Origin of the sequence: Primorskyibacter sp. S187A (assembly GCF_049800955.1) — a bacterium.
Classification (GTDB): Bacteria; Pseudomonadota; Alphaproteobacteria; order Rhodobacterales; family Rhodobacteraceae; genus JAKVBH01.
Window position 1 is genome coordinate 973,100 of record NZ_JBNAGA010000001.1, and the last position, 23,341, is coordinate 996,440.

Annotated in this window: 26 protein-coding genes; 13 read left to right on the forward strand and 13 right to left on the reverse strand. The window is 61.3% G+C overall.

Annotated elements, in window-relative coordinates; translation table 11 throughout:
- Positions 1-10 precede the first annotated feature (10 nt).
- Positions 11-523, forward strand: a complete 513-nt coding sequence (locus ACP15S_RS04955; protein ID WP_425038465.1) for a hypothetical protein — start codon at positions 11-13, stop codon at positions 521-523.
- Positions 524-544: 21 nt separating this feature from the next.
- Here the strand turns inward: ACP15S_RS04955 and ACP15S_RS04960 are convergent, their stop codons facing one another.
- Positions 545-1,192 carry an SDR family oxidoreductase gene (locus ACP15S_RS04960; protein WP_425038466.1) on the reverse strand — a complete coding sequence of 216 codons (648 nt, stop codon included), beginning with the start codon at positions 1,190-1,192 and terminating at the stop codon, positions 545-547.
- Between the two features lie 111 nt (positions 1,193-1,303).
- Between ACP15S_RS04960 and ACP15S_RS04965 the strand changes: the two genes are divergently transcribed.
- Positions 1,304-1,885 (forward strand): biotin transporter BioY, encoded by a 582-nt coding sequence (locus ACP15S_RS04965; protein ID WP_425038467.1) that lies wholly within the window; start codon positions 1,304-1,306, stop codon positions 1,883-1,885.
- A 193-nt stretch (positions 1,886-2,078) separates the two neighbouring features.
- Here ACP15S_RS04965 and purF read toward each other — a convergent pair whose 3' ends face one another.
- The 3 genes from purF to radA all read right to left on the reverse strand — a co-directional run bounded on the left by purF (position 2,079) and on the right by radA (position 5,625).
- On the reverse strand, positions 2,079-3,533 hold the full coding sequence (gene purF, locus ACP15S_RS04970; protein WP_425039656.1) for an amidophosphoribosyltransferase: 1,455 nt from the start codon (positions 3,531-3,533) through the stop codon (positions 2,079-2,081).
- Positions 3,534-3,665: 132 nt separating this feature from the next.
- Positions 3,666-4,226 carry a CvpA family protein gene (locus ACP15S_RS04975; protein ID WP_425038468.1) on the reverse strand — a complete coding sequence of 187 codons (561 nt, stop codon included), beginning with the start codon at positions 4,224-4,226 and terminating at the stop codon, positions 3,666-3,668.
- 31 nt (positions 4,227-4,257) lie between these two features.
- The gene (gene radA, locus ACP15S_RS04980) at positions 4,258-5,625 is read right to left on the reverse strand and encodes a DNA repair protein RadA (protein ID WP_425038469.1); all 1,368 of its coding nucleotides are present in this window, start codon (positions 5,623-5,625) and stop codon (positions 4,258-4,260) included.
- Between the two features lie 188 nt (positions 5,626-5,813).
- Here radA and ACP15S_RS04985 point away from each other — a divergent pair, with 188 nt between their 5' ends.
- A complete protein-coding gene (locus ACP15S_RS04985) occupies positions 5,814-6,950 on the forward strand; it encodes an MFS transporter (RefSeq protein WP_425038470.1) in 1,137 nt (378 codons plus the stop codon).
- On the opposite strand, the gene ACP15S_RS04990 is transcribed toward ACP15S_RS04985, so the two are convergent.
- Genes ACP15S_RS04990 through alr form a run of 4 tightly spaced genes read right to left on the reverse strand, consistent with a single transcriptional unit; the run spans position 6,928 to position 9,870 of the window.
- Positions 6,928-7,317: a hypothetical protein gene (locus ACP15S_RS04990; RefSeq protein WP_425038471.1), complete on the reverse strand. Its 390-nt coding sequence runs from the start codon at positions 7,315-7,317 to the stop codon at positions 6,928-6,930. The genes ACP15S_RS04985 and ACP15S_RS04990 overlap by 23 nt on opposite strands.
- Positions 7,317-8,063, reverse strand: coding sequence for an ABC transporter ATP-binding protein (locus ACP15S_RS04995; protein WP_425038472.1), 747 nt, complete (start codon positions 8,061-8,063; stop codon positions 7,317-7,319). The genes ACP15S_RS04990 and ACP15S_RS04995 overlap by 1 nt, the downstream gene beginning before the upstream one ends.
- Positions 8,060-8,836, reverse strand: coding sequence for an MlaE family ABC transporter permease (locus ACP15S_RS05000; RefSeq protein ID WP_425038473.1), 777 nt, complete (start codon positions 8,834-8,836; stop codon positions 8,060-8,062). Before ACP15S_RS05000 ends, ACP15S_RS04995 begins: the two co-directional genes overlap by 4 nt.
- Positions 8,833-9,870 (reverse strand): alanine racemase, encoded by a 1,038-nt coding sequence (gene alr / locus ACP15S_RS05005; RefSeq protein ID WP_425038474.1) that lies wholly within the window; start codon positions 9,868-9,870, stop codon positions 8,833-8,835. Before alr ends, ACP15S_RS05000 begins: the two co-directional genes overlap by 4 nt.
- Positions 9,871-9,954: 84 nt before the next feature.
- Here alr and cobT point away from each other — a divergent pair, with 84 nt between their 5' ends.
- The 5 genes from cobT to ribD all read left to right on the forward strand — a co-directional run bounded on the left by cobT (position 9,955) and on the right by ribD (position 13,982).
- Complete coding sequence (cobT, locus tag ACP15S_RS05010; RefSeq protein ID WP_425038475.1) at positions 9,955-10,983, forward strand: nicotinate-nucleotide--dimethylbenzimidazole phosphoribosyltransferase; 1,029 nt, start codon at positions 9,955-9,957, stop codon at positions 10,981-10,983.
- Positions 10,980-11,729, forward strand: a complete 750-nt coding sequence (locus ACP15S_RS05015; RefSeq protein ID WP_425038476.1) for an adenosylcobinamide-GDP ribazoletransferase — start codon at positions 10,980-10,982, stop codon at positions 11,727-11,729. The genes cobT and ACP15S_RS05015 overlap by 4 nt, the downstream gene beginning before the upstream one ends.
- Positions 11,720-12,220 carry a histidine phosphatase family protein gene (locus ACP15S_RS05020; protein WP_425038477.1) on the forward strand — a complete coding sequence of 167 codons (501 nt, stop codon included), beginning with the start codon at positions 11,720-11,722 and terminating at the stop codon, positions 12,218-12,220. Before ACP15S_RS05015 ends, ACP15S_RS05020 begins: the two co-directional genes overlap by 10 nt.
- Before the next feature lie 169 nt (positions 12,221-12,389).
- A complete protein-coding gene (gene nrdR, locus ACP15S_RS05025) occupies positions 12,390-12,863 on the forward strand; it encodes a transcriptional regulator NrdR (RefSeq protein ID WP_425039657.1) in 474 nt (157 codons plus the stop codon).
- A gap of 9 nt (positions 12,864-12,872) precedes the next feature.
- The gene (ribD, locus tag ACP15S_RS05030; protein WP_425038478.1) at positions 12,873-13,982 is read left to right on the forward strand and encodes a bifunctional diaminohydroxyphosphoribosylaminopyrimidine deaminase/5-amino-6-(5-phosphoribosylamino)uracil reductase RibD; all 1,110 of its coding nucleotides are present in this window, start codon (positions 12,873-12,875) and stop codon (positions 13,980-13,982) included.
- 9 nt (positions 13,983-13,991) lie between these two features.
- On the opposite strand, the gene ACP15S_RS05035 is transcribed toward ribD, so the two are convergent.
- Both ACP15S_RS05035 and metF read right to left on the reverse strand, forming a co-directional pair.
- Positions 13,992-14,738 carry an SDR family NAD(P)-dependent oxidoreductase gene (locus tag ACP15S_RS05035; RefSeq protein WP_425038479.1) on the reverse strand — a complete coding sequence of 249 codons (747 nt, stop codon included), beginning with the start codon at positions 14,736-14,738 and terminating at the stop codon, positions 13,992-13,994.
- A gap of 48 nt (positions 14,739-14,786) precedes the next feature.
- The gene (metF, locus tag ACP15S_RS05040; protein WP_425038480.1) at positions 14,787-15,653 is read right to left on the reverse strand and encodes a methylenetetrahydrofolate reductase [NAD(P)H]; all 867 of its coding nucleotides are present in this window, start codon (positions 15,651-15,653) and stop codon (positions 14,787-14,789) included.
- Positions 15,654-15,739: 86 nt separating this feature from the next.
- Here metF and ACP15S_RS05045 point away from each other — a divergent pair, with 86 nt between their 5' ends.
- Positions 15,740-16,645: a LysR family transcriptional regulator gene (locus ACP15S_RS05045; protein WP_425038481.1), complete on the forward strand. Its 906-nt coding sequence runs from the start codon at positions 15,740-15,742 to the stop codon at positions 16,643-16,645.
- Here the strand turns inward: ACP15S_RS05045 and ACP15S_RS05050 are convergent.
- Positions 16,642-16,848 carry a cold-shock protein gene (locus ACP15S_RS05050; RefSeq protein WP_425038482.1) on the reverse strand — a complete coding sequence of 69 codons (207 nt, stop codon included), beginning with the start codon at positions 16,846-16,848 and terminating at the stop codon, positions 16,642-16,644. The genes ACP15S_RS05045 and ACP15S_RS05050 overlap by 4 nt on opposite strands.
- Positions 16,849-17,027: 179 nt before the next feature.
- On the opposite strand from ACP15S_RS05050, the gene ACP15S_RS05055 reads away from it, so the two are divergent.
- Entirely contained in the window at positions 17,028-17,339 is a 312-nt protein-coding gene (locus ACP15S_RS05055; RefSeq protein WP_425038483.1) for an arsenate reductase family protein, read from the forward strand.
- Between the two features lie 53 nt (positions 17,340-17,392).
- Here the strand turns inward: ACP15S_RS05055 and phaZ are convergent, their stop codons facing one another.
- Positions 17,393-18,718: a polyhydroxyalkanoate depolymerase gene (phaZ, locus tag ACP15S_RS05060; RefSeq protein ID WP_425038484.1), complete on the reverse strand. Its 1,326-nt coding sequence runs from the start codon at positions 18,716-18,718 to the stop codon at positions 17,393-17,395.
- Between the two features lie 137 nt (positions 18,719-18,855).
- Here phaZ and ACP15S_RS05065 point away from each other — a divergent pair, with 137 nt between their 5' ends.
- From ACP15S_RS05065 to phaR, 3 genes are all read left to right on the forward strand, one after another.
- The gene (locus ACP15S_RS05065) at positions 18,856-20,649 is read left to right on the forward strand and encodes a PHA/PHB synthase family protein (protein WP_425038485.1); all 1,794 of its coding nucleotides are present in this window, start codon (positions 18,856-18,858) and stop codon (positions 20,647-20,649) included.
- A gap of 149 nt (positions 20,650-20,798) precedes the next feature.
- Positions 20,799-21,239 carry a phasin, PhaP gene (locus ACP15S_RS05070; RefSeq protein ID WP_425038486.1) on the forward strand — a complete coding sequence of 147 codons (441 nt, stop codon included), beginning with the start codon at positions 20,799-20,801 and terminating at the stop codon, positions 21,237-21,239.
- A 187-nt stretch (positions 21,240-21,426) separates the two neighbouring features.
- On the forward strand, positions 21,427-21,978 hold the full coding sequence (gene phaR / locus ACP15S_RS05075) for a polyhydroxyalkanoate synthesis repressor PhaR (RefSeq protein ID WP_425038487.1): 552 nt from the start codon (positions 21,427-21,429) through the stop codon (positions 21,976-21,978).
- Here phaR and ACP15S_RS05080 read toward each other — a convergent pair whose 3' ends face one another.
- Positions 21,979-23,172, reverse strand: a complete 1,194-nt coding sequence (locus tag ACP15S_RS05080; RefSeq protein ID WP_425038488.1) for a DegT/DnrJ/EryC1/StrS family aminotransferase — start codon at positions 23,170-23,172, stop codon at positions 21,979-21,981. It lies immediately after the preceding gene.
- Positions 23,173-23,341: the final 169 nt, after the last annotated feature.

Consider the following 23,341-nt stretch of genomic DNA (forward strand, 5'->3'; position numbering starts at 1 on the left):
GGGAGTCTCCATGCCAGCATCGAACGCACCGCCACCTGAGGTCATTGCGGAAATGTACGCGCCGCCCGGTCGTCGCTGGTTGGGCGTGGGCATGCTCTATGGGCTTGGCCTGTTGCTGCTAACGCTTGGGGCCTTGCGCCCGCCTGACAGCGTGGGCTGGGTTGTCTTTCTCTTCGCAACCGGCGCTTTGGCGATCTGGGGCGGCGAGAAGATGCGGCAATCCACGGCCCTTGGTCTGCGCCTGACCGATGACGGACTTTGGGACACCAGTGGCCGCAGGATCGTCTCGCTTGATGAGATCGAAAACGTGGATCGCGGGGTCTTTGCGTTCAAACCGTCCAATGGATTTTTGCTCAAAACGCGCGATCCTGTGGGTCGCAGTTGGCGGCCCGGGCTCTACTGGACCATGGGACGGCGCATCGGTGTGGGCGGCGTGACCAGCCGGGCGCAGGCAAAGCTGATGTCAGACACGATCACCATGATCCTGGCTGAGCGGCGTGTCGACGAAATGTCAGACGACTAGCTTGGCGCGGGGCGCTCTGTCTTAACCCAGTGATGCGATGAGGCGTGCAGCCTCGTCTTTGGGTTTGGCCAGCGCATCGCGGTCCTGACCCGGAAAGAAGCGGGCGCGGGTGGCGGTGCCCATCTGGGCCGGTTCATGCACGATGACGCGTGGGCCGCTTTTCGTGTTTTCCGCAGCCCAGCTGCGCGCCAGTGCGATCTGCGCGGCCTTTGTTGATCCGTAAGCGCCGAAGAATTTCTCGCCCGCCCGTGCATCATCAAGGAAGACGGCCGTGCCGCGCTCGCCCAGCAAGGGGGCCACAAAGGCGATGAGGCGACCTGTCGCGGTCACATTGATATCCACCGATTTCTGCCAGTCTTTCATGTTCAGATGGCCCGCCGGCGTCAGCGGCGCGGCGTGCACGGCGGCGTGGATCCACAGATCGAGCGTGCCCCAGCGGTCATAGATCCCGCGGCAGAGCTGCGCCATGGCGGGCTCGACGCTGATGTCCATCGGTGCCAGCGTGGCCTGTCCGCCCTTGGCCTGAATCAGGTCATCGAGTTCTTCAAGGGCGCCGGTGGTGCGCGCGACGGCGATGACATGATGGGTCTCGGCCAATTGTTCGGCCAGTGAGAAGCCAAGGCCGCGCGAGGCGCCGGTGATCAGGGCGGTGGGTTTGCTGTCTGTCATGGGGGTGCGACATGCCAGAGCGGGCCTGTTAGCGCAAGCCCCGCTTGACTTGCCGGGGGGCAGACCGCAAGACGGTAACAACGTAGGTAAAAGACCCTGAAGGAGTTGCCCATGACCCTCACCCAAGCCGCTCTCGGACAGATGAGCCTGATGCGTCAGGCGTTGGTTGTTCTGGCCGCCACGATGTTCATCGCTGTTGCCGCGCAGATTTCGGTGCCGTTCTATCCCGTGCCGCTGACGCTGCAGACGCTGGCCATTCTGCTGGTGGGCTTTGCGCTCGGGGCGCGTCTGGGCGCGATTGCGGTGCTGGCCTATCTCGCGGAAGGGGCGATGGGCTTGCCTGTCTTTGCCAATTTCAACAATGGCGCGGCGTTCGCGGGCCCCACGGCGGGCTTCCTCGTGGGTTTTGTGGCGCTGGCCTGGATCGCGGGCAAAGCCGCTGACATGGGCGTGCGCGGGATTGTCGGCACGACACTGGCCGCAGCACTTGCGACGGCTGTGATTTATATCCCCGGTCTGGCCTGGCCGCTGGCCGTGGCCAACGCGACGGGCATCTCGGCCGGTTGGGCGGGCGCGGATCTGGCCACGACGCTGGGATGGTTCGCGACACCGTTCCTGCTGGGCGATGCCGTGAAAGCGGTTTTGGCGGCTCTGATCGTCACCGGCGGCTGGAAGGTTCTCTCCAAGCGGTGAGCCTGCGCCATCTGATGTGAAACGGGCCGGGGCATTGCTCCGGCCTTTTTCTTTTCGGGGACGTTTCCACAAGGAGCGGGCTGCGCCCGCGCTGGATTTTTTGGGTATGGGGCTCTGCCCCGGCGCAAACGGGGTTTGCGCCTCCCCGAGGTATTTAGGGACAAAAGAAGGCTTGGGCCCAGTTGCCCTGCGGTTATTCGGCAGCTTTCATCTGGAAGCCTTTTTCCAACATGTCTGCGGGCTCGACGGGGTATTCGCCCGAGAAGCAGGCGTCGCAATATTGCGGGCTTTTGGGATCGCGGCCCTGTGCCTCGCCCACGGCGCGGTAGAGGCCATCGAGCGAGATGAACTTCAAGCTGTCGACCGCGAGGTGGTCGCGCATTTCCTCTTCGCTCATGGTCGCGGCGAGGAGTTTTTCGCGTTGTGGCGTGTCCACACCGTAAAAGCAGGGCCAGGCCGTGGGCGGGGAGGCGATGCGGAAATGCACTTCGGCGGCGCCGGCATCGAGGATCATTTCCTTGATCTTGCGCGACGTCGTGCCGCGCACAACGCTGTCGTCCACGAGGATCACCCGTTTGCCTTGGATCAGCGCGCGGTTCACGTTGAGCTTGAGGCGCACGCCCATGTTGCGGATCTGCTCGGTGGGCTCGATAAATGTCCGGCCCATATATTGGTTGCGGATGATGCCCATGGCGTAGGGGATGCCCGATTCCTGGCTGAAGCCAATGGCAGCGGGCGTGCCGCTGTCGGGGACGGGGCAGACAAGGTCGGCCTCCACGGGGCTTTCCTTGGCGAGTTCCACGCCGATCTGACGGCGGGTTTCGTAGACGGAGCGGCCGCCGAGGATACTGTCAGGGCGCGAGAAATAGACATGCTCGAAGATGCAGAAGCGGGATTTTTGCGGGCGGAAGGGGCGGATGCTTTCGACGCCCTTGTCGGTGATCACGACCATCTCGCCGGGCTCGATCTCGCGGACATACTCCGCGCCGATGATATCCAGCGCGCAGGTCTCCGAGCTGAGGCACCAGCCATCGCCGACTTTGCCCAGAACCAACGGGCGCACGCCTAGCGGGTCACGCACACCGATCAGTTTGGTGCGGGTCATGGCGACGACGGAGAAAGCGCCTTCGACGCGGCGCAGCGCGTCTTCCATCCGCTCGGGGATATTGCGCTGGAGCGAGCGGGCCATGAGGTGGATGATGCATTCGCTGTCAGATGAGCTCTGGAAGATTGAGCCGCGTTCGATCAGCTCGCGGCGGAGCGCATCGGCATTGGTGATATTGCCATTATGGGCGATGGCAGCGCCGCCCATGGAGAATTCGCCAAAGAAGGGCTGCACGTCGCGGATGGCGGTCTGGCCCTTGGAGCCCGCGGTCGAGTAGCGCACATGGCCGATGGCCAGCGGACCGGGCAGGGTTTCCATGAGCTTCTGCGATGTGAAATTGTCGCGCACATATCCGAAACGACGCGCGGAGTTGAAACCGGTGTCAGGATCATGGGCGACAATGCCGCCTGCTTCCTGACCCCTGTGTTGCAGGGCATGCAGGCCAAGGGCCACGAAATTGGCAGCATCGGTGACGCCGATGACGCCGAAGATCCCGCATTCCTCCTTCAGTTTGTCATCATCGAAAGGATGGGCGGGGGGCATGACGTGGTCGGACAAGCGGCAGCTCCGAATCCGGTTAAATGATGGGCAAAGTCTTAAAGCGTCGGGCGGGCGCTGTCACGACAGGATCGGTCGATTTGGCGCGCCACAATGGCACGCCGCTCTTGTTCGCCATCAGGTCGGTGTGTCGCAGACGCCCACGAGTTGTTCGTACTGGCGGGTGATCCAGCTGAGCGCTGCTTCGGGGTTCTGGTTTTCGATCGTGCCGGTCAGGCGGCCAAAGACGCGGGCGGAGCGACTGTCATCGATCATGGCGATGTCTTGCGTTGTGAGCACGGTTTCATAGACGAAATAGGCCACAGCCACGAGCAGGATGCCGCGCAACACGCCAAAGACGAAGCCCAGCCCCTGATCCAAACCGCCGAAGATCGAGCGTTGGACAAGCGAGGAGAAGAGCGGTGTGAAAAGCGAGAAGACGACCAACACGGCTGCCACCACGAGCGCGAAGGCTGTGATGATGGCCAGCTCGCAACTGTCGCCAATAAAGCCGCCCACGACGGGCAGTTCCTTGACCAGTGGTTCGACCTGCGGCGCGAAGATGAAGGCCAGAATGGCGGCGCCGATCCAGCCTGCGATGGCCAGACCCTCACGCACGAAGCCCCGGCTGTAGGCCAGCAGCGCTGACATGACGATGACCACGGCAACAATGCCATCCACGAGCGTAAAGCCGTCCATCTGCTCTGCCTCTCTTCGTGTCTTGGGCGCGCTATCCCGCGCCGAAATGTTCACCCACGAATGCCGCCAGATCGCCCACACGGGACAAGGCCACACCCTCCGTGCCCGCCAATTTCCCCCCTTGCGGCACGATGGCTGACGTAAAACCAAGTTTGGCCGCTTCTTTCAACCGATTCTCACCCTGACCCACGGGTCGCAGGGCACCGGAGAGAGAAATCTCGCCAAAAACGACACACTCGGCAGGCAGGGCGGTGTCTTCGCGCGCGCTGAGGAGAGCGGCAGCGACGGCGAGATCGGCCGCGGGCTCTGAAATCTTCATACCGCCTGCGACATTGAGATAAACATCGAGCCCGGCAAAGGGGATGCCGCAGCGGGCCTCGAGCACGGCGAGGATCATGGCGAGACGTGAGCCGTCCCAACCCACGACTGTCCTGCGAGCCTGCGCATGGGGCGAGGGGGCCACGAGGGCTTGTAGCTCCACCAGAACGGGCCGCGTGCCCTCGATGCCCGCAAAGACCACGGAGCCGGGTGCGGGCGTGCCGCGTTCCGACAGAAAGAGCGCAGACGGGTTCGTCACTTCGGCCAAACCCTGTCCCGTCATCTCAAATACACCGATTTCATCGGCGGGGCCGAAGCGGTTTTTGACAGCGCGCAGGATGCGGAATTGGTGGCCGCGTTCGCCTTCAAAGTAGAGCACAGTGTCGACCATATGCTCGACCACGCGCGGGCCCGCAATCTGGCCCTCTTTCGTGACATGGCCCACAAGGACAACGGACATGCCCTTGCGCTTGGCAAAGGTCGTGAGCTCATGGGCGGCGGCGCGGACCTGGCTGACGGAGCCGGGCGCGGAGCCCACGTTGTCGGCCCACATGGTCTGAATGGAATCGATGATCGCGAGACGCGGCTTCTCCTGCTCCAGCGTCGTCAGGATATCGCGCAGGTTGGTTTCGGCCCCCAGCTTGACGGGGGCGTCGGCGAGGCCAAGGCGTTGGGCCCTCATACGGACCTGCGCGCTGGCCTCTTCGCCGGAGATGTAGATTGTCTTGACGCCTGATTGGGCAAACCGGGCCGCGGCTTGCAGAAGAAGCGTGGATTTTCCGATGCCGGGATCGCCGCCCACGAGGATCGCGGAGGCGTCCACCAGTCCACCGCCGAGGACCCGGTCAAGCTCGCCCAACCTTGAGAGGCTGCGGGGCGGGGGCGTCTCCTCGGTTGACAGATCCGTCAGCGCTACGGCGCGGCCCCGGGCCTGTCCCAGCGAGGTGGCGGCGGGGCCGTCGGAGATGCCAGCATCTTCGGAAATGGAATTCCAGGCGCCACAGGCTTCGCAGCGCCCTGACCACTTGGATGTCACATTGCCGCATTCCGCGCAGGAGAAGGAAGTCTTTGCTTTTGCCATGGTGCGCTTGTCCGGCAAAACGGGGGAAATGCCAAGAGCCCGCAGGATTGGGGGCTCTGCCCCCGCGCAAACTGCGTTTGCGCTCCCCCGAGGTATTTGAGGGCAAAAGAAGAGGAATGGCGCTCTGGAATTGGTCGGGGTTCAAGAGAGGCTTGCGTCTGACAACAGGCCGGTTCAAGAGCGCGTGCATGTCTCCGATCCTGCTTCTCACGCTGGCCATTGCGACGGTTGGCGCAAATTCCCTTGCATTGAGCCCGCTTGCGGCGGCTGTTGCCGTGAGTTTTGATACGTCGGCTGCAAGCGTTGTGCAGGCCTCCGCGGTCTATGGGGCTGCGACGGCGTTGTCCGCCTTGACGCTGGCGCCGCGCGCGGATGGCTTTGGCTTGCGCCGGTCGCTGGTGTGGGCGCTTGGCGTCATCACTATTGGTTTGATCCTGTCCGCGGGTGCGATTGGCGTGATGAGCCTGTCCCTGGGGCAAGCGTTGGCCGGCGTGGGGGCGGGCGTGGCCTTGCCAGTGATTTATGCGCTGGCGGCAGAACTGGCGCCAGAGGGCCGGGAAAGCGAGACGTTGGGGCGCGTTTTGACCGGGTGGACCTTGAGCCTCGTCGTGGGGGTGGCGCTCGCGGCCATTCTCGCGGATCTCGTGCATTGGCGCGGTGTTTTTGCGGGGATGGGTCTCATGACGTTTGTCTTGGCGGCCATCCTCGCGCCCACAGCACAGGGTACGGCGCGCACCGGAGCGCGGAGCGCGCCTCTCAGTGCATTGCGCGTGCCAGGCCTGTGGCCCGCGCTTCTGACAGCGGCGCTCTTCATGGCGGCGTTTTATGGCACCTATGGCTATCTGGGCGCACATATGACCAGCGTTCTGGGCACAAGCACAACGCTGGCGGGGATCTCGGCGCTCAGCTACGGGGTGGGCTTTGGCGCGGTCGCGCCGCTGGATCGGTTGATCGACCGTTTCGGGACCTCGCGCGCGGCACCTATGGTGTTCGGTGCGTTGATCGCGGTCTATCTTGTTTTGAATGTCAGCGCGGGCGCTGTCTGGTCACTTTTGACGATGTGTCTGGTCTGGGGAGGTGTCAATCATCTGGGTCTCAACCTGATCGTGAGCCGCCTGACCGCTCTGGACCGCACGCAGCGCGGCGCAATTCTGGGCCTCTATTCCGCGACCACTTATGTGGCGATGTTTGCCGGTGTCGCGGCCATGCGACCTGTTTTCTCTGCGCTGGGGTTTGGCGCGGTGGCGTCGATTGGGGCGCTGTGTATTGTGCCCGCAGCGCTCATGGCTGTCAGCCGCCTGCTCAAAGAACGCGCGTCCAGATGAACAGCCCCAGAAGGGAGACCAGCGCCAGCATGTGCAACAGGTCGACCCCCCACCAGCGCCGCCCGGGCAGGACGGCGGAGAGCAGCAGCGGCGCCGAGACAGCCAGCGGCAAGGCCAGCCCCAGCCCCGCGCGCGTGATCTGGCCTGCGATGACGGGCAACGCGCCTTCATAGAGCCCCATAAGCGCCGGGCCGAACTGCAAAAACAGCGCCCCAAAGGCGGTCAGAATAGCGACAAAGCCTGCCAGCCTCGCGTGCCCTCCCGCAACCGCAAAGCGCAGCACCGCCAGCACTGCGATGATCGGGACAAACAGAAAGGTCTGCAGGAAGAAGAAGGCGTAGAGCGCAGGAGATGGCTCCAACAACATCAGCGCACCGCCTCAATCGGACCTTCGGCGCGGCCATGGATGAACTGATCGAGATAGGGATCGCCCGAGCGTTCCAGATCAGCGATGGGCCCGGTCCACTGGATCACCCCGTCGTGCAGCATGGCCACCCGGTCCGCAATGGTGCGCACGGAGGTCATGTCATGGGTAATGGTGATGGTTGTGGCGCCCATCTCGGTCACGATCTCGCGGATCAGGTCATTGATGACGCCGGACATGATCGGATCGAGGCCTGTGGTGGGCTCATCGAAGAAGATGATGCGCGGCTCGGCGGCGATGGCGCGGGCGAGACCCACGCGTTTCTGCATGCCACCGGAGAGCTCGGCGGGGAAGCGGTCCGCGACGTCAGGCTTGAGGCCCACGCGACGCAGCTTCTCAATGGCGATCTCGCGCGCCTCATCTTTGGGTTTCTTCAGGCTGCCCCGTAGCAGACGGAAGGCCACGTTCTGCCACACCGGCAGGCTGTCAAAAAGCGCGCCGCCCTGAAACAGCATGCCAAAGCCCGCGAGGAATTGATCTCGGTCAGCATTGGCGATGCTCTGACCATTCACTTCGATCTCGCCGCTGTCTGGCTCCACAAGGCCCAGCACCGTCTTGATCGTGATGGATTTTCCGGTGCCCGAGCCGCCGATGATGACCATGCTCTCGCCCGTAGGCACATGCAGGTTGACCCCGCGCAGCACGTGGTTGGCGCCGAAGGATTTATGGACGTCCCTAAGAGTGATCATGCCGCGAAAAACACCTCCGTCAGGATGTAATTCGCGGCCAGGATCAGCACGCTGGCCGAGACCACTGCCGCCTTCGTGGCCCGGCCCACGCCCTGCGCACCACGGCCCGAGTGCATCCCGTAGTAGCAACCCATGAGAGCCACGATAAAGCCGAAGACTGCGCCTTTCACGAGGCCCGAGGCCACATCCCAGAACTCCAGAAAATCAACCGTGTTCTTGAGATAGGCGGCGGCGTTGAAATCAAGGCGGGTCACGCCCACGAGATAGCCGCCGAAGATGCCGATACTGTCACCCACCGCGACAAGCACCGGAACAGCCAGCGTTGCCGCAAGCACGCGCGGCAGCGTGAGGTATTTCATCGGATGGGTTGAGAGGGTGACAAGCGCGTCGATCTGTTCGGTGACTTTCATCGTGCCAATCTCGGCAGCGATTGAAGACGCCACCCGCGCGGCGACCATCAAGCCGCCCAGAACCGGCCCCAGCTCGCGCACCATGCCGATCGCAACGATGGAGGGAACAACGGCTTCTGCGTTAAACCGCGCACCGCCTGCGTAGATCTGCAACGCCAGCGCACCGCCCGTAAAGAGCGCCGTGAGCCCCACAACGGGCAGCGACAGCCACCCGATCTGGACCAATGCGTGGCCAAACTCGCGCCAATAGAACGGCGGACGCGCAAGATGAGAGACCGTCTCCAATGCAAAGAGCGTCACCCGGCCGACGGCCGCCAACAGGGCCAGCACATTGCGGCCAAGGGACGCCAGCAGCCGGATCACGACGCCAGATACACCCGGTTGTAGCGTGCGCCCAGCGAAGTCAGCACTTCGTAGCCGATTGTGCCCGCCCAATCCGCCAGCAAATCAACTCCCTGATGCGGCCCGATCAACTCCAGTGTTTCGGGCTCATGGGCGAGGTCTGTAATGTCGACGCCGATCAGATCCATGGAAACCCGCCCGGCCACCGGGCAGTACTGCCCGCCCGAGACCAGCTGCGCCCGAGGCCCCATGGCGCGCAGGAGGCCATCCGCGTAGCCCGCCGAAATGGTGGCAATGCGCATGGGCCTCTGCGCGACAAATGTGTTGCCATAGCCCACGGTTTCGCCGGGCTCTAGGGCACGCGTCTGAATGACAGGGATATGCAACTGGATAACCGGCTTGGCCTCCGCGAAGGGCAGGCCGCCGTAAAGCCCAATCCCTGGCCGGGTCATGTCGAAATGATATCCCGCCCCGAGCAGGATGCCCCCTGTGGCGGCAAGCGAGCGTGGGGCTTCAATGCCCTCGGTCATCTCGCGAAACGCCTGCAATTGGTGGTTGTTCATCGGGTGATGCGCCTCATCAGCACAGGCCAGATGCGACATCACGAGGCGCGGCGCTTGGGCCAGCGCAATGTCGCGCAGGGCCGACCATTCGGACGGCTCCATGCCAAGCCGGTTCATGCCCGTATCCAGCTGCAAGCCAAAGGGCTGTCCGGGCAGGGCTTCAACATGGCGCAACATCTGGTCAATCGAATTGATCAGCGGGGTGAGCTGATGATCCCGAATGGTGGCCGTATCTCCGTTCATATGACCCGAGAAGACGTAGATTTCAGGACCGCGTCCGAGAGCGCGGCGCAGGGCTGCGCCTTCATCGGCCACCGCCACAAAGAACTGCCGGGCGCCGGCATGGGCGAGGCTTTGCGAGACCTGCTCCACGCCCAGCCCATAGGCGTTGGCCTTGACGACTGCGCCGGTCTCGCTTTGCGACCGCGCCGCCAGCGCGCGCCAGTTGTCGCAGATCGCGCCAAGGTTCACAGTAAGGGTTGCTTGTGCCATGCAGACTGTCTCTTGTGAGGCGCACCGAAGGTCAAGCGCGAATCGACGCGACAGCGCGCCTTTGCCAGAGAGACAGGACAGACCATGAGCACCACCGCCCCCACGCAAAACGACACGGATTTCGCAGCGGCGCTGCAAGCCAAGATTGATACTAAGACCAAGCCGTTGGGCGCTTTGGGGCGCATCGAAGAGATTGCCGCGCAGATCGCGCGTGTTCAAGGCAATCTGAACCCGCGCATGGAGACGTGCCAGCTGGTCATCTTCGCAGCAGATCACGGGCTCGCGCGCGAGGGCGTTTCAGCGTTCCCGGCTGAGGTGACGCGGCAAATGGTGCTCAACTTTGCGGGCGGCGGGGCGGCTGCGAATGTCTTTACCCGCAGCACGGGCATGGATCTTCAGGTCGTGAATGCCGGCGTGATGGGCGGCGCGTTTGATATGCCCGGCGTGGTGGATGCACCGATGGGGGAGGGCACGGCCTCTGCGCTGACGGAGCCGGCCATGAGTGCAGAGACCTGTAAATCCGCGCTCGCAAGAGGCCGCGATTTTGGCGTCGCCGGCGCATATGACGCCATGGCTTTTGGCGAAATGGGCATCGGCAATACCTCTGCCGCTACATTGATCGCACATCGTCTGCTGGATTTGCCGGTTGGCGATCTGGTCGGGCGCGGAACAGGTGTGGACGATGCTGGCCTCGCCCATAAGCAGGATGTGCTGGAGCGGGCGTCTGCCCGTGTACCCGGACCGTTGACGGCAGAGCGGGCCCTCGAAGAATTCGGCGGTTTCGAAATCGCCATGATCGCAGGCGCGATGATGGGCGCGGCGGAAGCCAAGCGGATTGTCCTCGTGGATGGGTTCATCGCCTCCGCGGCGGCTCTGATCGCGGCGCGCATCGCCCCGCAGACGCGCAAGGCCATGGTCTTTGCGCATCACTCCGCTGAAGCCGGACATGCTGCAATCCTGGCCGGGCTCGATGCGCAGCCTTTGTTGCATCTTGGCCTGCGCCTGGGCGAAGGCACAGGCGGGGCCTTGGCATGGCCGCTGGTCAAATCTGCAGCAGCGATGCTCAACGAGATGGCGTCCTTTGCAGACGCCGGGGTCTCAGAAAAAGAATGAAAAGAGAGCTGCAAGTCTTTGCACTTGCAGTGCAATTCATGACGCGCCTGCCCATGCCGGAGGTGCCTTTCTCGGCGGAGCGGCAAACCGAAGCGGGCAAATACTATCCGTTGGTGGGTCTGGTCGTCGGCTGCATCGGTGCATTGGTGCTGTGGTCTGCGTCGCTGGTGTTGCCGGTCGCTGTGGCGGTCATCCTCGCAGTGGCAGCGTGCCTTCTGGCCACGGGTGCGCTGCATGAAGATGGTCTGGCGGATATGGCGGACGGGCTTGGCGGCGGCGCCACCCGAGAGCGCGCTATGGACATCATGCGCGACAGTGCAATCGGGGCATTTGGTGTGCTGACCCTGGTCATCGTGCTTGCCCTGAAGGTGGCGCTGCTCATTGACCTGGGGCCGTCTGACGCGGCCTTGGCCATGATCGCCGCCCATGTGATGAGCCGCTACGCACCGGTTTGGGCCATCTACACACAGACCTATGCCCGGAGCGCTGGGGCCAAGTTCACCGCGCCTGAGATGACGGGCCGGGGCCATGTGATTGCTTTAATCACTGCGGCTTCTGCACTTGGTTTGCTCTGCCTCGCTTTTGGGCTGGCCGGGTTGATCGGCGGTCTCGTCGCAGGCGGCCTCGTGTGGGTCACGTCCCGGCTTTATCTGCGCAAGCTCAACGGGTTTACGGGCGACTGCCTCGGGGCATTGCAGCAAATGGCGGAGCTGGGCGTCTATCTTGGGGTGGTCGCATGGCTCTGACCTTTGTGCGTCATACCACCCCGGAGGTCGCCAAGGGGGTGTGCTACGGACGCACTGATCTGGATCTGGCCACAACCTTTGCGGCAGAGGTCAAAGCGGTCCGCGCTGCGTTGGGAAATCGTCAACAGATCTTCACGTCACCACTCAAGAGATGCGTGCAACTCTCTGGTATGTTAGGAAATTATGAGATTCTCGATGCCGTAGTCGAGATGGACTTCGGGCGCTGGGAGATGACGCCTTGGGATGAAATTCCCAGACAGGAACTGGACCAATGGGCCGATGATTTCTTTGACGCCAAGCCGCATGGCGGCGAGAGCGTGGCCGAACTTCGGGACCGTGTTGCTGACGCCTTGCGCGTCTTGCCCGACGGGGCTGTCGTGGTCACGCATGCTGGTATCATCAAAGCGGTTGCTGCGCTGACGGGCCACCCCGAGGGATGGGACATCAAGCCCGCTTTTGGCGCCGTTTTGACGTTTCCCTCTGCGGGATAAACGGCTGTCGGGGAAGGCTCTGCCACAGCATCTGCGATGATACAAATACCCCCTACCCAAACCCACCCATCTGGCCTATACCTTGTGGATAACTGCGCTCGAGGCACCATTGGTGTCACCAAAAGATGGCGCGGACCTGAGGCAGAAACACGAAAAAGGGGGGCTGGCCATGCGCTGCCCGTTTTGCGGAAACATCGATACACAAGTTAAGGATTCCCGCCCGGCGGAGGATCACGTCTCCATTCGGCGCAGGCGTTTTTGCCCGGCCTGTGGGGGGCGCTTTACCACGTATGAGCGCGTGCAACTGCGTGATCTCGTGGTGATCAAAACGAATGGGCGTCGGGAAGATTTTGACCGCGACAAGCTTGAGCGCTCGATCCGTATCGCGCTTCAGAAGCGCCCGGTGGAACCCGAACGTATGGATCAGATGATCTCGGGCATCGTGCGTCGACTTGAGAGCATGGGTGAGACGGATATCCCATCCAAGCAGATCGGTGAGATCGTGATGGAAGCGCTCGCCCGTATCGATACGGTTGCCTATGTACGCTTTGCCAGCGTCTACAAGAATTTCCAGGCGGCTGACGATTTTGACAAATTTGTCAGTGAGTTGCGCCCCAAAACGGATGATCCCAAGGATGGGTAAAGGCGGCTGATGGTCTCTGATCGAGACCACATGGTACATGCTCTGAGCCTTGGGCGGCGTGGTCTGGGGCAGACTGCGCCGAACCCGTCTGTGGGCTGTGTCGTCGTCAGGAATGGTCGTGTGGTGGGGCGGGGTTGGACGCAGCCCGGCGGCCGCCCCCACGCGGAAGCCATGGCCTTGGCGCAAGCCGGGGCAGAGGCCCGGGGCGCCACCGCATATGTCACTCTGGAGCCATGTGCTCATACGGGCCAAACCCCCCCCTGCGCGAAGGCCTTGATCGAGGCGGGCGTGTCGCGCGTGGTTGCGGCGATTGAAGATCCCGATAGGCGCGTGTCTGGCCGCGGCTTCGAGATGCTGCGCGCAGCTGGCATATCCGTCGAAACCGGGCTCATGGCGGAGCAGGCGCGCTGGGATTTGCGCGGCTTTCTGCTGAACCGCAGGCAAGGACGGCCAGAAGTCACACTCAAACTCGCTTTGACCGTTGACGGGCGGATTGCCACGGCGTCGGGCGAGAGCCAGTGGATCACAGGCCCGCAGGCGCGCCGGGAAGTGCATGCGATGCGGGCCCGGCACGATGCTGTCATGGTTGGGGCAGGGACTGTGCGTGCGGATGACCCCTCCCTCACAGTACGCAATTTGGGCATCGCACATCAGGCGACACGTGTGGTGATCTCGCGCAAACTGGATTTGCCAGACGCAAGCCTGTTGCAGCGCACGGCCTCACAGGTGCCGGTCTGGCTGCTGCACGGCAAGGATGCGCCAGAAAGCGCGCGAGATGCCTGGCGCGCTGCGGGTGCGCAAACCCACGAAGTTGCGCTGGCCGGACGGCAGATCGATATGGCCGCAGCGCTCGCGTGCCTCGGCGAACTCGGCATATGCCGGGTGTTTTGTGAAGGTGGCGGGCTGTTGGCGGCCTCGCTGATGAGTGCTGATCTGGTCGACCGGCTTGTCGTCTTTTCCGCTGGTCTGGCGCTCGGCGCGGAGGGCCAACCGGGCCTCGGCGCGCTTGGCATCGAGCGCCTGTCAGAAGCGCCGCGCTTTGACTTGCGCGACCAGCGTCAAATCGGCAGCGATACCCTGAGCATCTGGGAAAACAAGCGCTTCGCCGCCACGCGCTAGCCCGGTGGTTCAGCCCCGCAAGGCTGGCAGCCCAATGCCTGTCCCTTCAAAACCACCATCAGCGGCGAGACATTGCCCGGTGATGAAAGACGCGCGGTCCGACGCGAGAAAGCAAATGGCTTCCGCAATTTCGCGCTCCGTGCCGTAGCGATTGAGCGGCAGCGCGTCATGGTAGGCGGCAATGATCTCGGGACTGTGCACCGCCATGGCGAGCTTCGTGCGCACGGGGCCGGGCGCCACGACATTGGCGCGAATGCCGTATTCGCCGAGTTCTGCGGCTTGCTGGAGCGTCAGTTGAATGACGGCTGCCTTGGAGGTGCCGTAGGCCACGCGCAGGGTCGAGGCACGCAAGCCTGAGATGGACGCGATATTCACGATTGCGCCTTTGGTCGCTTTAAGATGGGGGATCGCGGCTTGGGAGGTGAGGAAAACACCGTCCAGATTGGTCTCCATGACGCGGCGCCAGCGGGCAAAATCCGTCTCTTCGATGGGCCCGAAGTCGGCCACGCCCGCGTTGTTGATGAGCGCATCAATACGGCCCATCTGCTCTGCGGCTTCTTGCATAAACCGCGCCACGGCATCGGGTTGACTGACATCCGCGACGATGGGGGTGAAGCCTGCCTCGCCCGCCGCATCGCGCAAGGCCTCTGCGTCGCGGTCCACGCCCACAACGCGCCAGCCCTCTTCCATGAAAAGCTTGACCGTCGCGAGACCAATCCCGCGCGCGGCTCCCGTGACCAGTGCTACCTTATCCATGATGCCTCCCTCGCTCTGACGCCAAACTGGCGCAGTGCGGGAGCAGGCTCAAGCCACGTTTTCGAGTTTGACCTTGGGGACCACGCCAAGCGCATGGCAGACGTCGCGGGTCAATTCCGGTCGGTTGAGCGTGTAGAAATGCAAGGTCTCGACGCCCTCACACAGAAGGGTATCGCACAGCTCTGTGCAAATTGCCGTTGCCAGCAAGTCAGACCTGCCATCGCGCTCTGCTTTCTCGAAGGCCTCGACCATCCAGCCGGGCACCTGCGTGCCGCAGCGCTTGGCAAACCGCACCACACCGGCCCAATTTTCAATGGGCAGGATGCCGGGCGTGATGGGCGCTTGGATGCCAGCGGCGGCACAGGCATCGCGGAAACGCAGGAAGGTCTCCGGTTCAAAGAAGAACTGTGTCAACGCCTCGGAGGCGCCGGCGGCAAGCTTGGCCTTGAGCCACTGGATGTCGGATTGTGCGTCGGCGGCTTCAGGGTGCACGTCGGGGTAGGCGCCAACGCGGATGGTAAAGTCACCGCTGGCGGACAGCCCTTCGATCAATTCGCAGGCATTGGCAAAACCGTCGGGATGGGGCGTGAACCGCGCCGTGCCCTTGGGCGGATCCCCCCGGAGCGCCACGATATCCCGAACACCGGCCTTGGCAAAATCCCGGGCGATGGCAAGTGTCTCGTCGCGGGTCGCATCCACGCATGTCAGATGTGCAGCGGTGCGCAGGCCGGAATGCGCATGGATCGTGGCGACAGCATCGCGCGTCAGCTCGCGGGTCGTGCCGCCCGCGCCGTAGGTCACAGAGACGAAGCGCGGCTCCAGCGGGCTCAGCACTTGCACTGTATCCCAAAGCCGGAAAGAGGCTTCCAGCGATTGCGGGGGGAAGAATTCGAAAGAGACGGCAGGGGTCGGCATTGGTCTTCCTTTGGTCGGTAATGGCTTGTTGCACAGGCGATCACGTGAGACAAACTCATAAATCTCATCAGGATCATGAGTCGCACATGCATATCGAGTTTCGCCACCTCCGCACGATCAAAGCCATTCACGATGCAGGCGGCGTGGCGCGCGCCGCCGAGCAACTCAACATCACGCAAAGCGCCCTCAGCCATCAGATCAAGGGCCTGGAAGATCAGGCCGGGGTGGAGCTTTTCGTGCGACGCTCAAAGCCAATGAAACTGTCGGCGGCGGGTTTGCGGCTCCTGCGCCTTGCGGAGCAGGTTTTGCCGCAAGTGCAAGCCTTGCAAGATGAGTTTGCTGGCGTGCGCGCGGGCCATGCGGGCCGTTTGCACATCGCTATCGAGTGCCATGCCTGTTTTGAATGGCTCTTTCCTGTTCTGGAGCGTTTTCGCAAAAGCTGGGGGGATGTGGATGTCGATATCCGGCCCGGGCTGGCTTTTGATGCGCTGCCTGCGTTGCAAAAGGAAGAGGTCGATCTGGTGGTGTCATCCGATCCCGAGGAGATCCCCGGCGTGGACTTCATCGAACTCTTTGATTACGCGCCGGTTTTTGTGGCCTCGAGCCAGCATCCTCTGGCCGACAAGCCATTCGTCTCGGCACAGGATTTCCGGGGCCAAACGCTGATCACCTATCCAGTGGATCGTCAGAGGCTCGATGTTTTCAGCCAATTGCTCATACCTGCGAAGGTTGAGCCAGCCGGGGTGCGGCAGGTCGAGTTGACGGCGGTCATCTTGCTGCTCGTGGCCTCCAACAGAGGTGTGGCCGTGCTGCCGGATTGGGTCGTCAGGGAGGTGAAATATTCGTCAGACTATGTCACCCGGCCGCTGACCGAGGGAGGTCTGACACGCAGACTTTACGCTGCCGTGCGTCGCGAAGATGCGAGCAAGCCGTATATGCAGGATCTGATCCGCTTCGCGCGAAACGAAGCGGTCAAACTCCAGCAGGTCTAGAGGACCTTCAGATCCGCTGCCATCTGGCGGCCGTCTCGTCCGTCGATCATTTCGAACTCGACTTTCTGGTTGTCGGCAAGGCCCGTGAGCCCAGAGCGCTCGACTTGAGAAATATGCACAAAGACGTCCTTGCCGCCTTCGCTTGGTTCGATAAAGCCGAAGCCTTTTGTGGTGTTGAACCACTTTACAGTACCGGTAGGCATTCTACCCAGTCTCCCATTTCCCCCACGGTTGTCGCGAGGTCTTTCGCGCGTCTCACCGGCAGGGCGCTAAACCTCCGGGTGATCTGCAATATAAAGGATCGTGCTGTTTGGCCAAAAATCAAGGTTCAAAGGCCGACTTTCGTCGTATATGTCGTAATTTCGAGCGAATGGGAGGCATCATGACGCTTTATGGACTGAAAACGTGCGGCACATGCCGCCGCGCGCTGGCGGCTTTGCCGCAGGCGACCTTTGTGGATGTGCGGAAAGAAGGGGTGCCGGAGGAGGTTCTGTCACGCGCGGAGGCTTTGTTTGGCGACAAGCTTGTGAATACGCGCTCCACGACCTGGAGAGAGCTTTCGGAAGATGCCCGCGCCAAGCCCAAAGGCGATCTTTTGCGCGCCCATCCGACCCTGATGAAACGCCCGCTGATTGATGCGGGCGATCAAATGTATCTGGGTTGGGACACGAAGACGGAAGCCGCATTGGTCTGAGCCGGTCAGGCTCAGCGCATGCACTGTCCTCGAACGGGGCAGGGAGGCCGTGCTCAGATGGGCACGGACCCTGTCTTGATCGGCGTGACGTTATCAAGATCACCAATCGAGACGTGCTTGTGGCGCGTCTGACGTGCTTCGTTGGGCATTTCGGAATTGGCATCGATGAAATCGAGCACGAGGGGCCGGATATTGTTGCGCCAGCTCTTGCCCGCGAAAATCCCGTAATGACCCGCGCCGGGCTCCAGATGGCTCGCCTTTTTCTCATCGGGCAGACCAGTCAGCAGATCAAGCGCTGCGACGCACTGGCCCGGTGCTGAGATATCATCATTGGACCCCTCGACGGTCTTGACGGCGACGGTCGTGATCTTGCCGATATCGACGGTTTTGCCATCAACGACGAAACAGTTCCGGGCGATTTCGCGCTCTTTGAAAATGCGCTGCACCGTGGAGAGATAAAACTCGGCAGGCATGTCCATGACAGCGAGATACTCATCATAGAACTTGTTGTGTTTGTCGTTGTCGGAGGCTTCCCCCCGGATCACGCGCTGGATCTGATCCATGAAGGCCTTGCTGTGCGTCTCTGCATTCATCGACATGAAAGAGCTGAGTTGCAAAAGGCCCGGATAGACCTTGCGGCCCACGCCGGCATATTTGAATCCGACGCGCTGGATCATGGTCTCTTCGAGCTGTCCCATGGTCACGCGACGGCCGAAATCGGTCACGTCCGTGGGCGTCGCATCGGGGTCAATCGGCCCGCCGATCAGCGTGAGGGTACGGGGCTGCGCGGCCGGGTCTTCTTCCGCGAGATAGGCCGTGGCCGCCAGCGTCAGCGGCGCGGGTTGGCATACTGCGATGACATGTGTGTCAGGGCCCATTTCCCGCATGAAGTCAACGAGGTAGAGCGTATAGTCTTCAACATCGAACTTGCCTGCGGACACGGGAATGTCACGGGCGTTGTGCCAGTCTGTGATATAGACTTCACAATCGCGCATCAGGGACCTTACCGTTGAGCGCAAGAGCGTGGCGTAGTGGCCAGACATCGGCGCCACGAGCAAAACTTTGCGCGGGGCTTCGGGACGACCGGAAACCTCGAAGTGAAGCAGATCCCCAAAGGGTTTCTCGACCACTGTGCGCACATTTACGATGTGGTCCTTGCCATCGGCGCAGGTGAAGCTGTCGATGCCCCAGTCCGGCTTCACAATCATCCGGTGAAAGCTGCGCTCCGTCACTTCACCCCAGGCGGCCATCCAGGACAGCGCCGGGTTGGGCCACATGGCGAAAGCCGGGTAGGAGGCCATGGCTTCCGCTGTTGCTCCCAGCCATTGGTTGGTGTTCCGGACGGTCTCCATCCAGTCATATGACATCATGTACCGCATCTACGGTCTCCTGTCCCTCGGCCCTGATCTTGTGAGATATGGGGCGTTTGTAGCCCAAGGGCTTCATTTCGTCGCTTTGACCCCCCAGGCGCCACGACTGTATTTTGCATGTGCGAAGATAGGTGGGAAAGTCCAACATGACAACGACAGACAGTGACGCAGATACAAAAGTCGCACTTTTGGATAAAAATATCGAGAAAATGGAAGAGCTTACGCGCCGCCTGACGAGCGCGATTTCCCGGAAGGGCCAGCCAAATACAGCGCTTCAGGCGCCGGAATCGGAGCTTTTTGCACGTGCAGCAACCGCCTATTGGCAGGAAGCCATGCAGAATCCGGCCAAGATTATCGAACACCAGATGTCGTATTGGTCAAAAACGCTGACACATTTCGTCGCGGCACAGCGGACCCTCGCGCAGGGCAAGCTGAAGGCCCCCGAAGATCCCACGCCGTCCGATCGCCGCTTCTCCAACGAATTGTGGGAAAGCCACCCCTACTTCAACTACATCAAGCAGCAGTATTTCATCAACGCCGAGGCCATCCGTCAGGCCGTGCAGGATATCGATGACGTGGACGAAACCGAGCGGCGGCGCCTTCGGTATTTCACGGAGCAGATCGTTGACATGATGGCGCCGACGAACTTCCTCGCCACAAACCCCGATGCTTTGCAAAAGGCCGTCGAGACCGATGGCGAAAGCCTTGTGAAGGGCATGGAAAACCTGATTGCCGATCTGGAAGCCAATGATGGCGAGCTGATCGTGCGGCTGGCCGATGAACAGGCCTTCAAGATCGGCGAGAACATCGCCACCTGTGAGGGCAAGGTTGTCTATCGCAATCACATGATGGAGCTCATCCAGTACAGCCCGACGACCGAAAAGGTCCGGGAGCTGCCGATCGTGCTCTTCCCGCCGTGGATCAACAAGTTCTACATTCTCGACCTCAAAGAAAAGAACTCCTTGATCAAATGGATCGTCGAACAGGGCTACACGCTGTTCGTTGTCAGCTGGATCAACCCCGATGACAGCTATGCCGACACCGGTCTGGAAGACTACATCAACGACGGCTACCTGCGCGCCATCGAATTGGCCAAGGAGATCTGTGGCACCAAACAGGTCAACGCCGTGGGCTATTGCATTGCGGGCACCACGCTCTCGATGACGCTGGCGCTCCTCAAGGCGCGCGGCGATACGTCCGTGAAATCCGCGACCTTTTTCACAACGCTGACGGATTTTTCGGATCAGGGGGAGTTCACGCCGTTTCTTCAGAACGATTTCATTGATGGGATCGAAGCTGAGATCGACAAACGCGGGATTCTCGACAGCTATATCATGGCGCGGACATTTTCCTTCCTGCGCTCCAATGATCTCGTCTACATGCCAGCGATCCGGCACTATATGATGGGCGAGACGCCTCCCGCGTTTGATCTGCTCTACTGGAATGGCGACGGGGCGAACCTGCCGGGCAAAATGGCGATGCAATATCTGCGCGGCCTGTGTCAGCGCAACGAGTTTTCCGAAGGCACGTTCGAGTTGATGGGCGAGGTGCTCGATCTCAAAGACGTGACGGTGTCGCTCTGCGCGATTGTCGCCGAGACCGATCACATTGCCGCCTGGAAGGATTGCTACCGTGGCGTGCAAAAGATGGGCTCGCGTTCCAAGTCCTTCATCGTCTCTGAATCGGGCCATATCGCAGGCATCGTCAATCCGCCCAGCAAAGAGAAGTACGGCCACTATGTGAACGATGACATGTCGCTGACGGCCGATGAGTGGATCAAGGGCGCCGAGTTCAACAAAGGCAGCTGGTGGCCGCGTTGGGAAAGCTGGCTCAAGCCACGTTCAGGCAAGCTTGTCGCTGCGCGCATTCCGGGTGAGTCGGCGCACAAGGCGCTCTGCGATGCGCCCGGGACTTACGTCATGGTCAAGGCAAGACGCTGATAAGACGGGCATTTCAGGTTTATGCTGCGCTGCAGCAAAAAAAGACTTGAAATGCCGCGCTGCAGCATGCATATTGTTTGCAGATGCAGCACGGGGTGAGCCCGGACGCACTTTCAGAGCAGAACGCTCACTGACCAAGGATTGATACAATGGCTAAAACGCAAGACATGACAGCGATGATGAAAGACATGATGGGTGCATTCCCGGTCGACACAGCCGCTATGGAAGACGCATTCAAAACAACTGCATCGCTTAACGAAAAGCTGACATCTGTCGCTCTCGAAGCTGCTGGCAAATCCACGGAAATTTCCTCCAAGTGGACAAAAGACACGCTCGCCAAACTGGCCGACATGTCCAAAGCCAAGGCAGAGCCTGCAGATTACGCAAAAGCGATGACAGATTTCGCTTCCGCACAAGCTGAAGTTGCCGCCGAAAACATGGCCGCATTCGCTGAAGTCGCCAAGAAAGTCCAAATGGACACAGTTGAGCTGATGATGGCAGCTGGCAAAGACTTCTCCGAAGAAGCAACTGCCGCCGTCAAAAAAGCGACAGCTGACGCGACAGCCGCTGCGAAAAAAGCAGCCAAGTAAGCTCGAACGATACGATCTGCGTCGTCTCCTCCCAACCTAGACGCAAATCGACATCGGGAACGGGTCTGGCCTTGCCAGGCCCGTTTTCCTTTTGCAGAGACGCTGCGCCGCAGCGCTTTCAACGCTTTCCTTTTGTGCGCCAAGCGCATAGGCTTTCTGCACCAGCCAACTCGCGGGAGGACAGCACGTGGGCGAAACAGGTGGCACGCTGCTTATCAAGCGTTACGCGAGCCGTAGGCTCTACAATACCGAAACATCTGATTACGTGACGCTTGAAGATATTGCGGGCTTCATCCGTGAAGGCCGCGAGGTCCAGATCGTGGATCTGAAATCCGGCGATGACCTGACGCGCCAATACCTGCTGCAAATCATTGCCGAGCATGAGAGCAAGGGCGAGAATGTCCTGCCGCTGGGCGTCTTGACGGATCTGGTCCGCAGCTACACGACCCAGGCGCAATCCGTGGTGCCGCAGTTCCTGCATGCCTCTTTCGAGATGCTCCGCGATGGGCAATCCAAGATGATGGAAAACATGGGCGCCATGCACCCCATGGCAAACATGCCGGGCTTTGACGCCATGCGCGCCCAGCAGCAAGCCTTTCTCAAAGCGATGACGGGCGGAAACTGGCCCTCAGCAAGCTCTGAGACCGAGCGCGAAGAGCCCGAGAGTTCCGAGGAGCTGAGCGATATCAAAGCCCAGCTCGCCGATCTTCAGTCCAAGTTGTCAAAACTGGACAAGTAGCTACTCCGCAGCCACGGACGCCTGTCCTGCCATTGTCGTAATAGCGGCTTTGATGAGGACCTGGCTTACCTGATCACATTCCGCAGCGCTCAATCGTGCGGGCAGGCGAACGTCGCAGGCGCGCATCAGCATATTGCGCGTCCCGGGCAGGGGGCCGGGCGCTTCGGGCAGGAATTGCCAGTTCCAAAAGGCGCGGGCGTTATCGTCGGATAATCCAAAAATCTGCACGGAAACCCCCATCGACTGAGCGTTCTGTGCAAATGCGCGGGCCTGAGCGTCGGTCATCCCGACCAGATTGAACTGGATGGAGTCCGGTGCGCGGTCTTCGCCTTTCAGGGGCTCTGGCACGGTCAACCAAGGGCTGTCATTCAGCACCTCCGCGACCCGGTTGTGATTGGCTAAGCCATCGCGCACCCGACGCGCGACCTCGGGCAATTGCGGGCGGATCACCGCCGCGGAGAGGTTGGACATGCGCAAATTGTAGAGCGGCAATGTGTTTTGAATGGCCGCGAAAGCCTCCGCCAGAACGGGATGTTTTTTCCAGTTGTGCTCGTATGCGCCCGAAAGGATCACAGCGCGGGCCACAAGGTCTGCATCATCGGTGATCAGAATGCCGCCTTCGCCCGCGTTAATCAGCTTGTAGGATTGAAAGCTGAAACAGCCTACGCGCCCGATCGTCCCGATTTTGCGGCCCCGCCATGTGGTCCCGAGGGAATGTGCCGCGTCCTCTATGACGGGAATGTTCGCGGCCTCACATAGCGCCATAATGGCATCCATATCGGATGTATGGCCGCGCATATGGCTCACGATCACAGCGTCGCAGCCGGGCAGTTTCGCTTCGAAATCCGCCAAATCGATCCGGTAATTCTCGCCCACGTCACACAGAACCGGGATGCACTCGGCATGAACCACCGCGGAGGGCACCGCGGCGAAGGTAAAGGCCGGGATCAACACGCGGGCATCCCGCGGCAGGCCAAGAGCCTTGAGCGAGAGAAAAAGGGCCGCCGAACAGGAGGAGACCGCCAGAGCGAAGCGCGCGCCCATGAACTCTGCAAACTCGGATTCCAACAGGGCCACAGGGGCGTCTTGGGGCGCCGTGTAACGGAAGAGATCACCGGAAGTGAGGAGCCTGTCTATCTCGGCCCGTGCGGCGGAAGGGATAGCCTCGGCATCATGCATGTTCGGCATGGACATTTTGATTTCCTTAATCAGGTATTTTGAAAAATGAAATATCTGAACTCGACCGAAAAAGCGAGATGAAAGACGCAAGGCACGCGACGCGCGTCCAAAAGGCGCGCATGAACAAAAAAATGGGGCCGCGTGCGCGACCCCAAGGAGCAATCGTCATTTGTGTGCCCGTCGG

Bases quoted from the DNA above. Each gene is read 5' to 3' on its own strand.
- ACP15S_RS05080 (WP_425038488.1), bottom strand. From the start codon at position 23,172: ATGTCCATGCCGAACATGCATGATGCCGAGGCTATCCCTTCCGCCGCA.
- alr (WP_425038474.1), bottom strand. From the start codon at position 9,870: ATGGCACAAGCAACCCTTACTGTGAACCTTGGCGCGATCTGCGACAAC.
- purF (WP_425039656.1), bottom strand. From the start codon at position 3,533: ATGCCCCCCGCCCATCCTTTCGATGATGACAAACTGAAGGAGGAATGC.
- ACP15S_RS05065 (WP_425038485.1), top strand. From the start codon at position 18,856: ATGACAACGACAGACAGTGACGCAGATACAAAAGTCGCACTTTTGGAT.
- ACP15S_RS05020 (WP_425038477.1), top strand. From the start codon at position 11,720: ATGGCTCTGACCTTTGTGCGTCATACCACCCCGGAGGTCGCCAAGGGG.
- ACP15S_RS04990 (WP_425038471.1), bottom strand. From the start codon at position 7,317: ATGTTGTTGGAGCCATCTCCTGCGCTCTACGCCTTCTTCTTCCTGCAG.
- cobT (WP_425038475.1), top strand. From the start codon at position 9,955: ATGAGCACCACCGCCCCCACGCAAAACGACACGGATTTCGCAGCGGCG.
- ribD (WP_425038478.1), top strand. From the start codon at position 12,873: ATGGTCTCTGATCGAGACCACATGGTACATGCTCTGAGCCTTGGGCGG.
- ACP15S_RS05055 (WP_425038483.1), top strand. From the start codon at position 17,028: ATGACGCTTTATGGACTGAAAACGTGCGGCACATGCCGCCGCGCGCTG.
- radA (WP_425038469.1), bottom strand. From the start codon at position 5,625: ATGGCAAAAGCAAAGACTTCCTTCTCCTGCGCGGAATGCGGCAATGTG.
- ACP15S_RS04995 (WP_425038472.1), bottom strand. From the start codon at position 8,063: ATGATCACTCTTAGGGACGTCCATAAATCCTTCGGCGCCAACCACGTG.
- ACP15S_RS05070 (WP_425038486.1), top strand. From the start codon at position 20,799: ATGGCTAAAACGCAAGACATGACAGCGATGATGAAAGACATGATGGGT.
- phaZ (WP_425038484.1), bottom strand. From the start codon at position 18,718: ATGCGGTACATGATGTCATATGACTGGATGGAGACCGTCCGGAACACC.
- ACP15S_RS04985 (WP_425038470.1), top strand. From the start codon at position 5,814: ATGTCTCCGATCCTGCTTCTCACGCTGGCCATTGCGACGGTTGGCGCA.
- metF (WP_425038480.1), bottom strand. From the start codon at position 15,653: ATGCCGACCCCTGCCGTCTCTTTCGAATTCTTCCCCCCGCAATCGCTG.
- ACP15S_RS05045 (WP_425038481.1), top strand. From the start codon at position 15,740: ATGCATATCGAGTTTCGCCACCTCCGCACGATCAAAGCCATTCACGAT.
- ACP15S_RS05050 (WP_425038482.1), bottom strand. From the start codon at position 16,848: ATGCCTACCGGTACTGTAAAGTGGTTCAACACCACAAAAGGCTTCGGC.
- ACP15S_RS04955 (WP_425038465.1), top strand. From the start codon at position 11: ATGCCAGCATCGAACGCACCGCCACCTGAGGTCATTGCGGAAATGTAC.
- ACP15S_RS04960 (WP_425038466.1), bottom strand. From the start codon at position 1,192: ATGACAGACAGCAAACCCACCGCCCTGATCACCGGCGCCTCGCGCGGC.
- ACP15S_RS05035 (WP_425038479.1), bottom strand. From the start codon at position 14,738: ATGGATAAGGTAGCACTGGTCACGGGAGCCGCGCGCGGGATTGGTCTC.
- nrdR (WP_425039657.1), top strand. From the start codon at position 12,390: ATGCGCTGCCCGTTTTGCGGAAACATCGATACACAAGTTAAGGATTCC.
- ACP15S_RS04975 (WP_425038468.1), bottom strand. From the start codon at position 4,226: ATGGACGGCTTTACGCTCGTGGATGGCATTGTTGCCGTGGTCATCGTC.
- ACP15S_RS05015 (WP_425038476.1), top strand. From the start codon at position 10,980: ATGAAAAGAGAGCTGCAAGTCTTTGCACTTGCAGTGCAATTCATGACG.
- ACP15S_RS04965 (WP_425038467.1), top strand. From the start codon at position 1,304: ATGACCCTCACCCAAGCCGCTCTCGGACAGATGAGCCTGATGCGTCAG.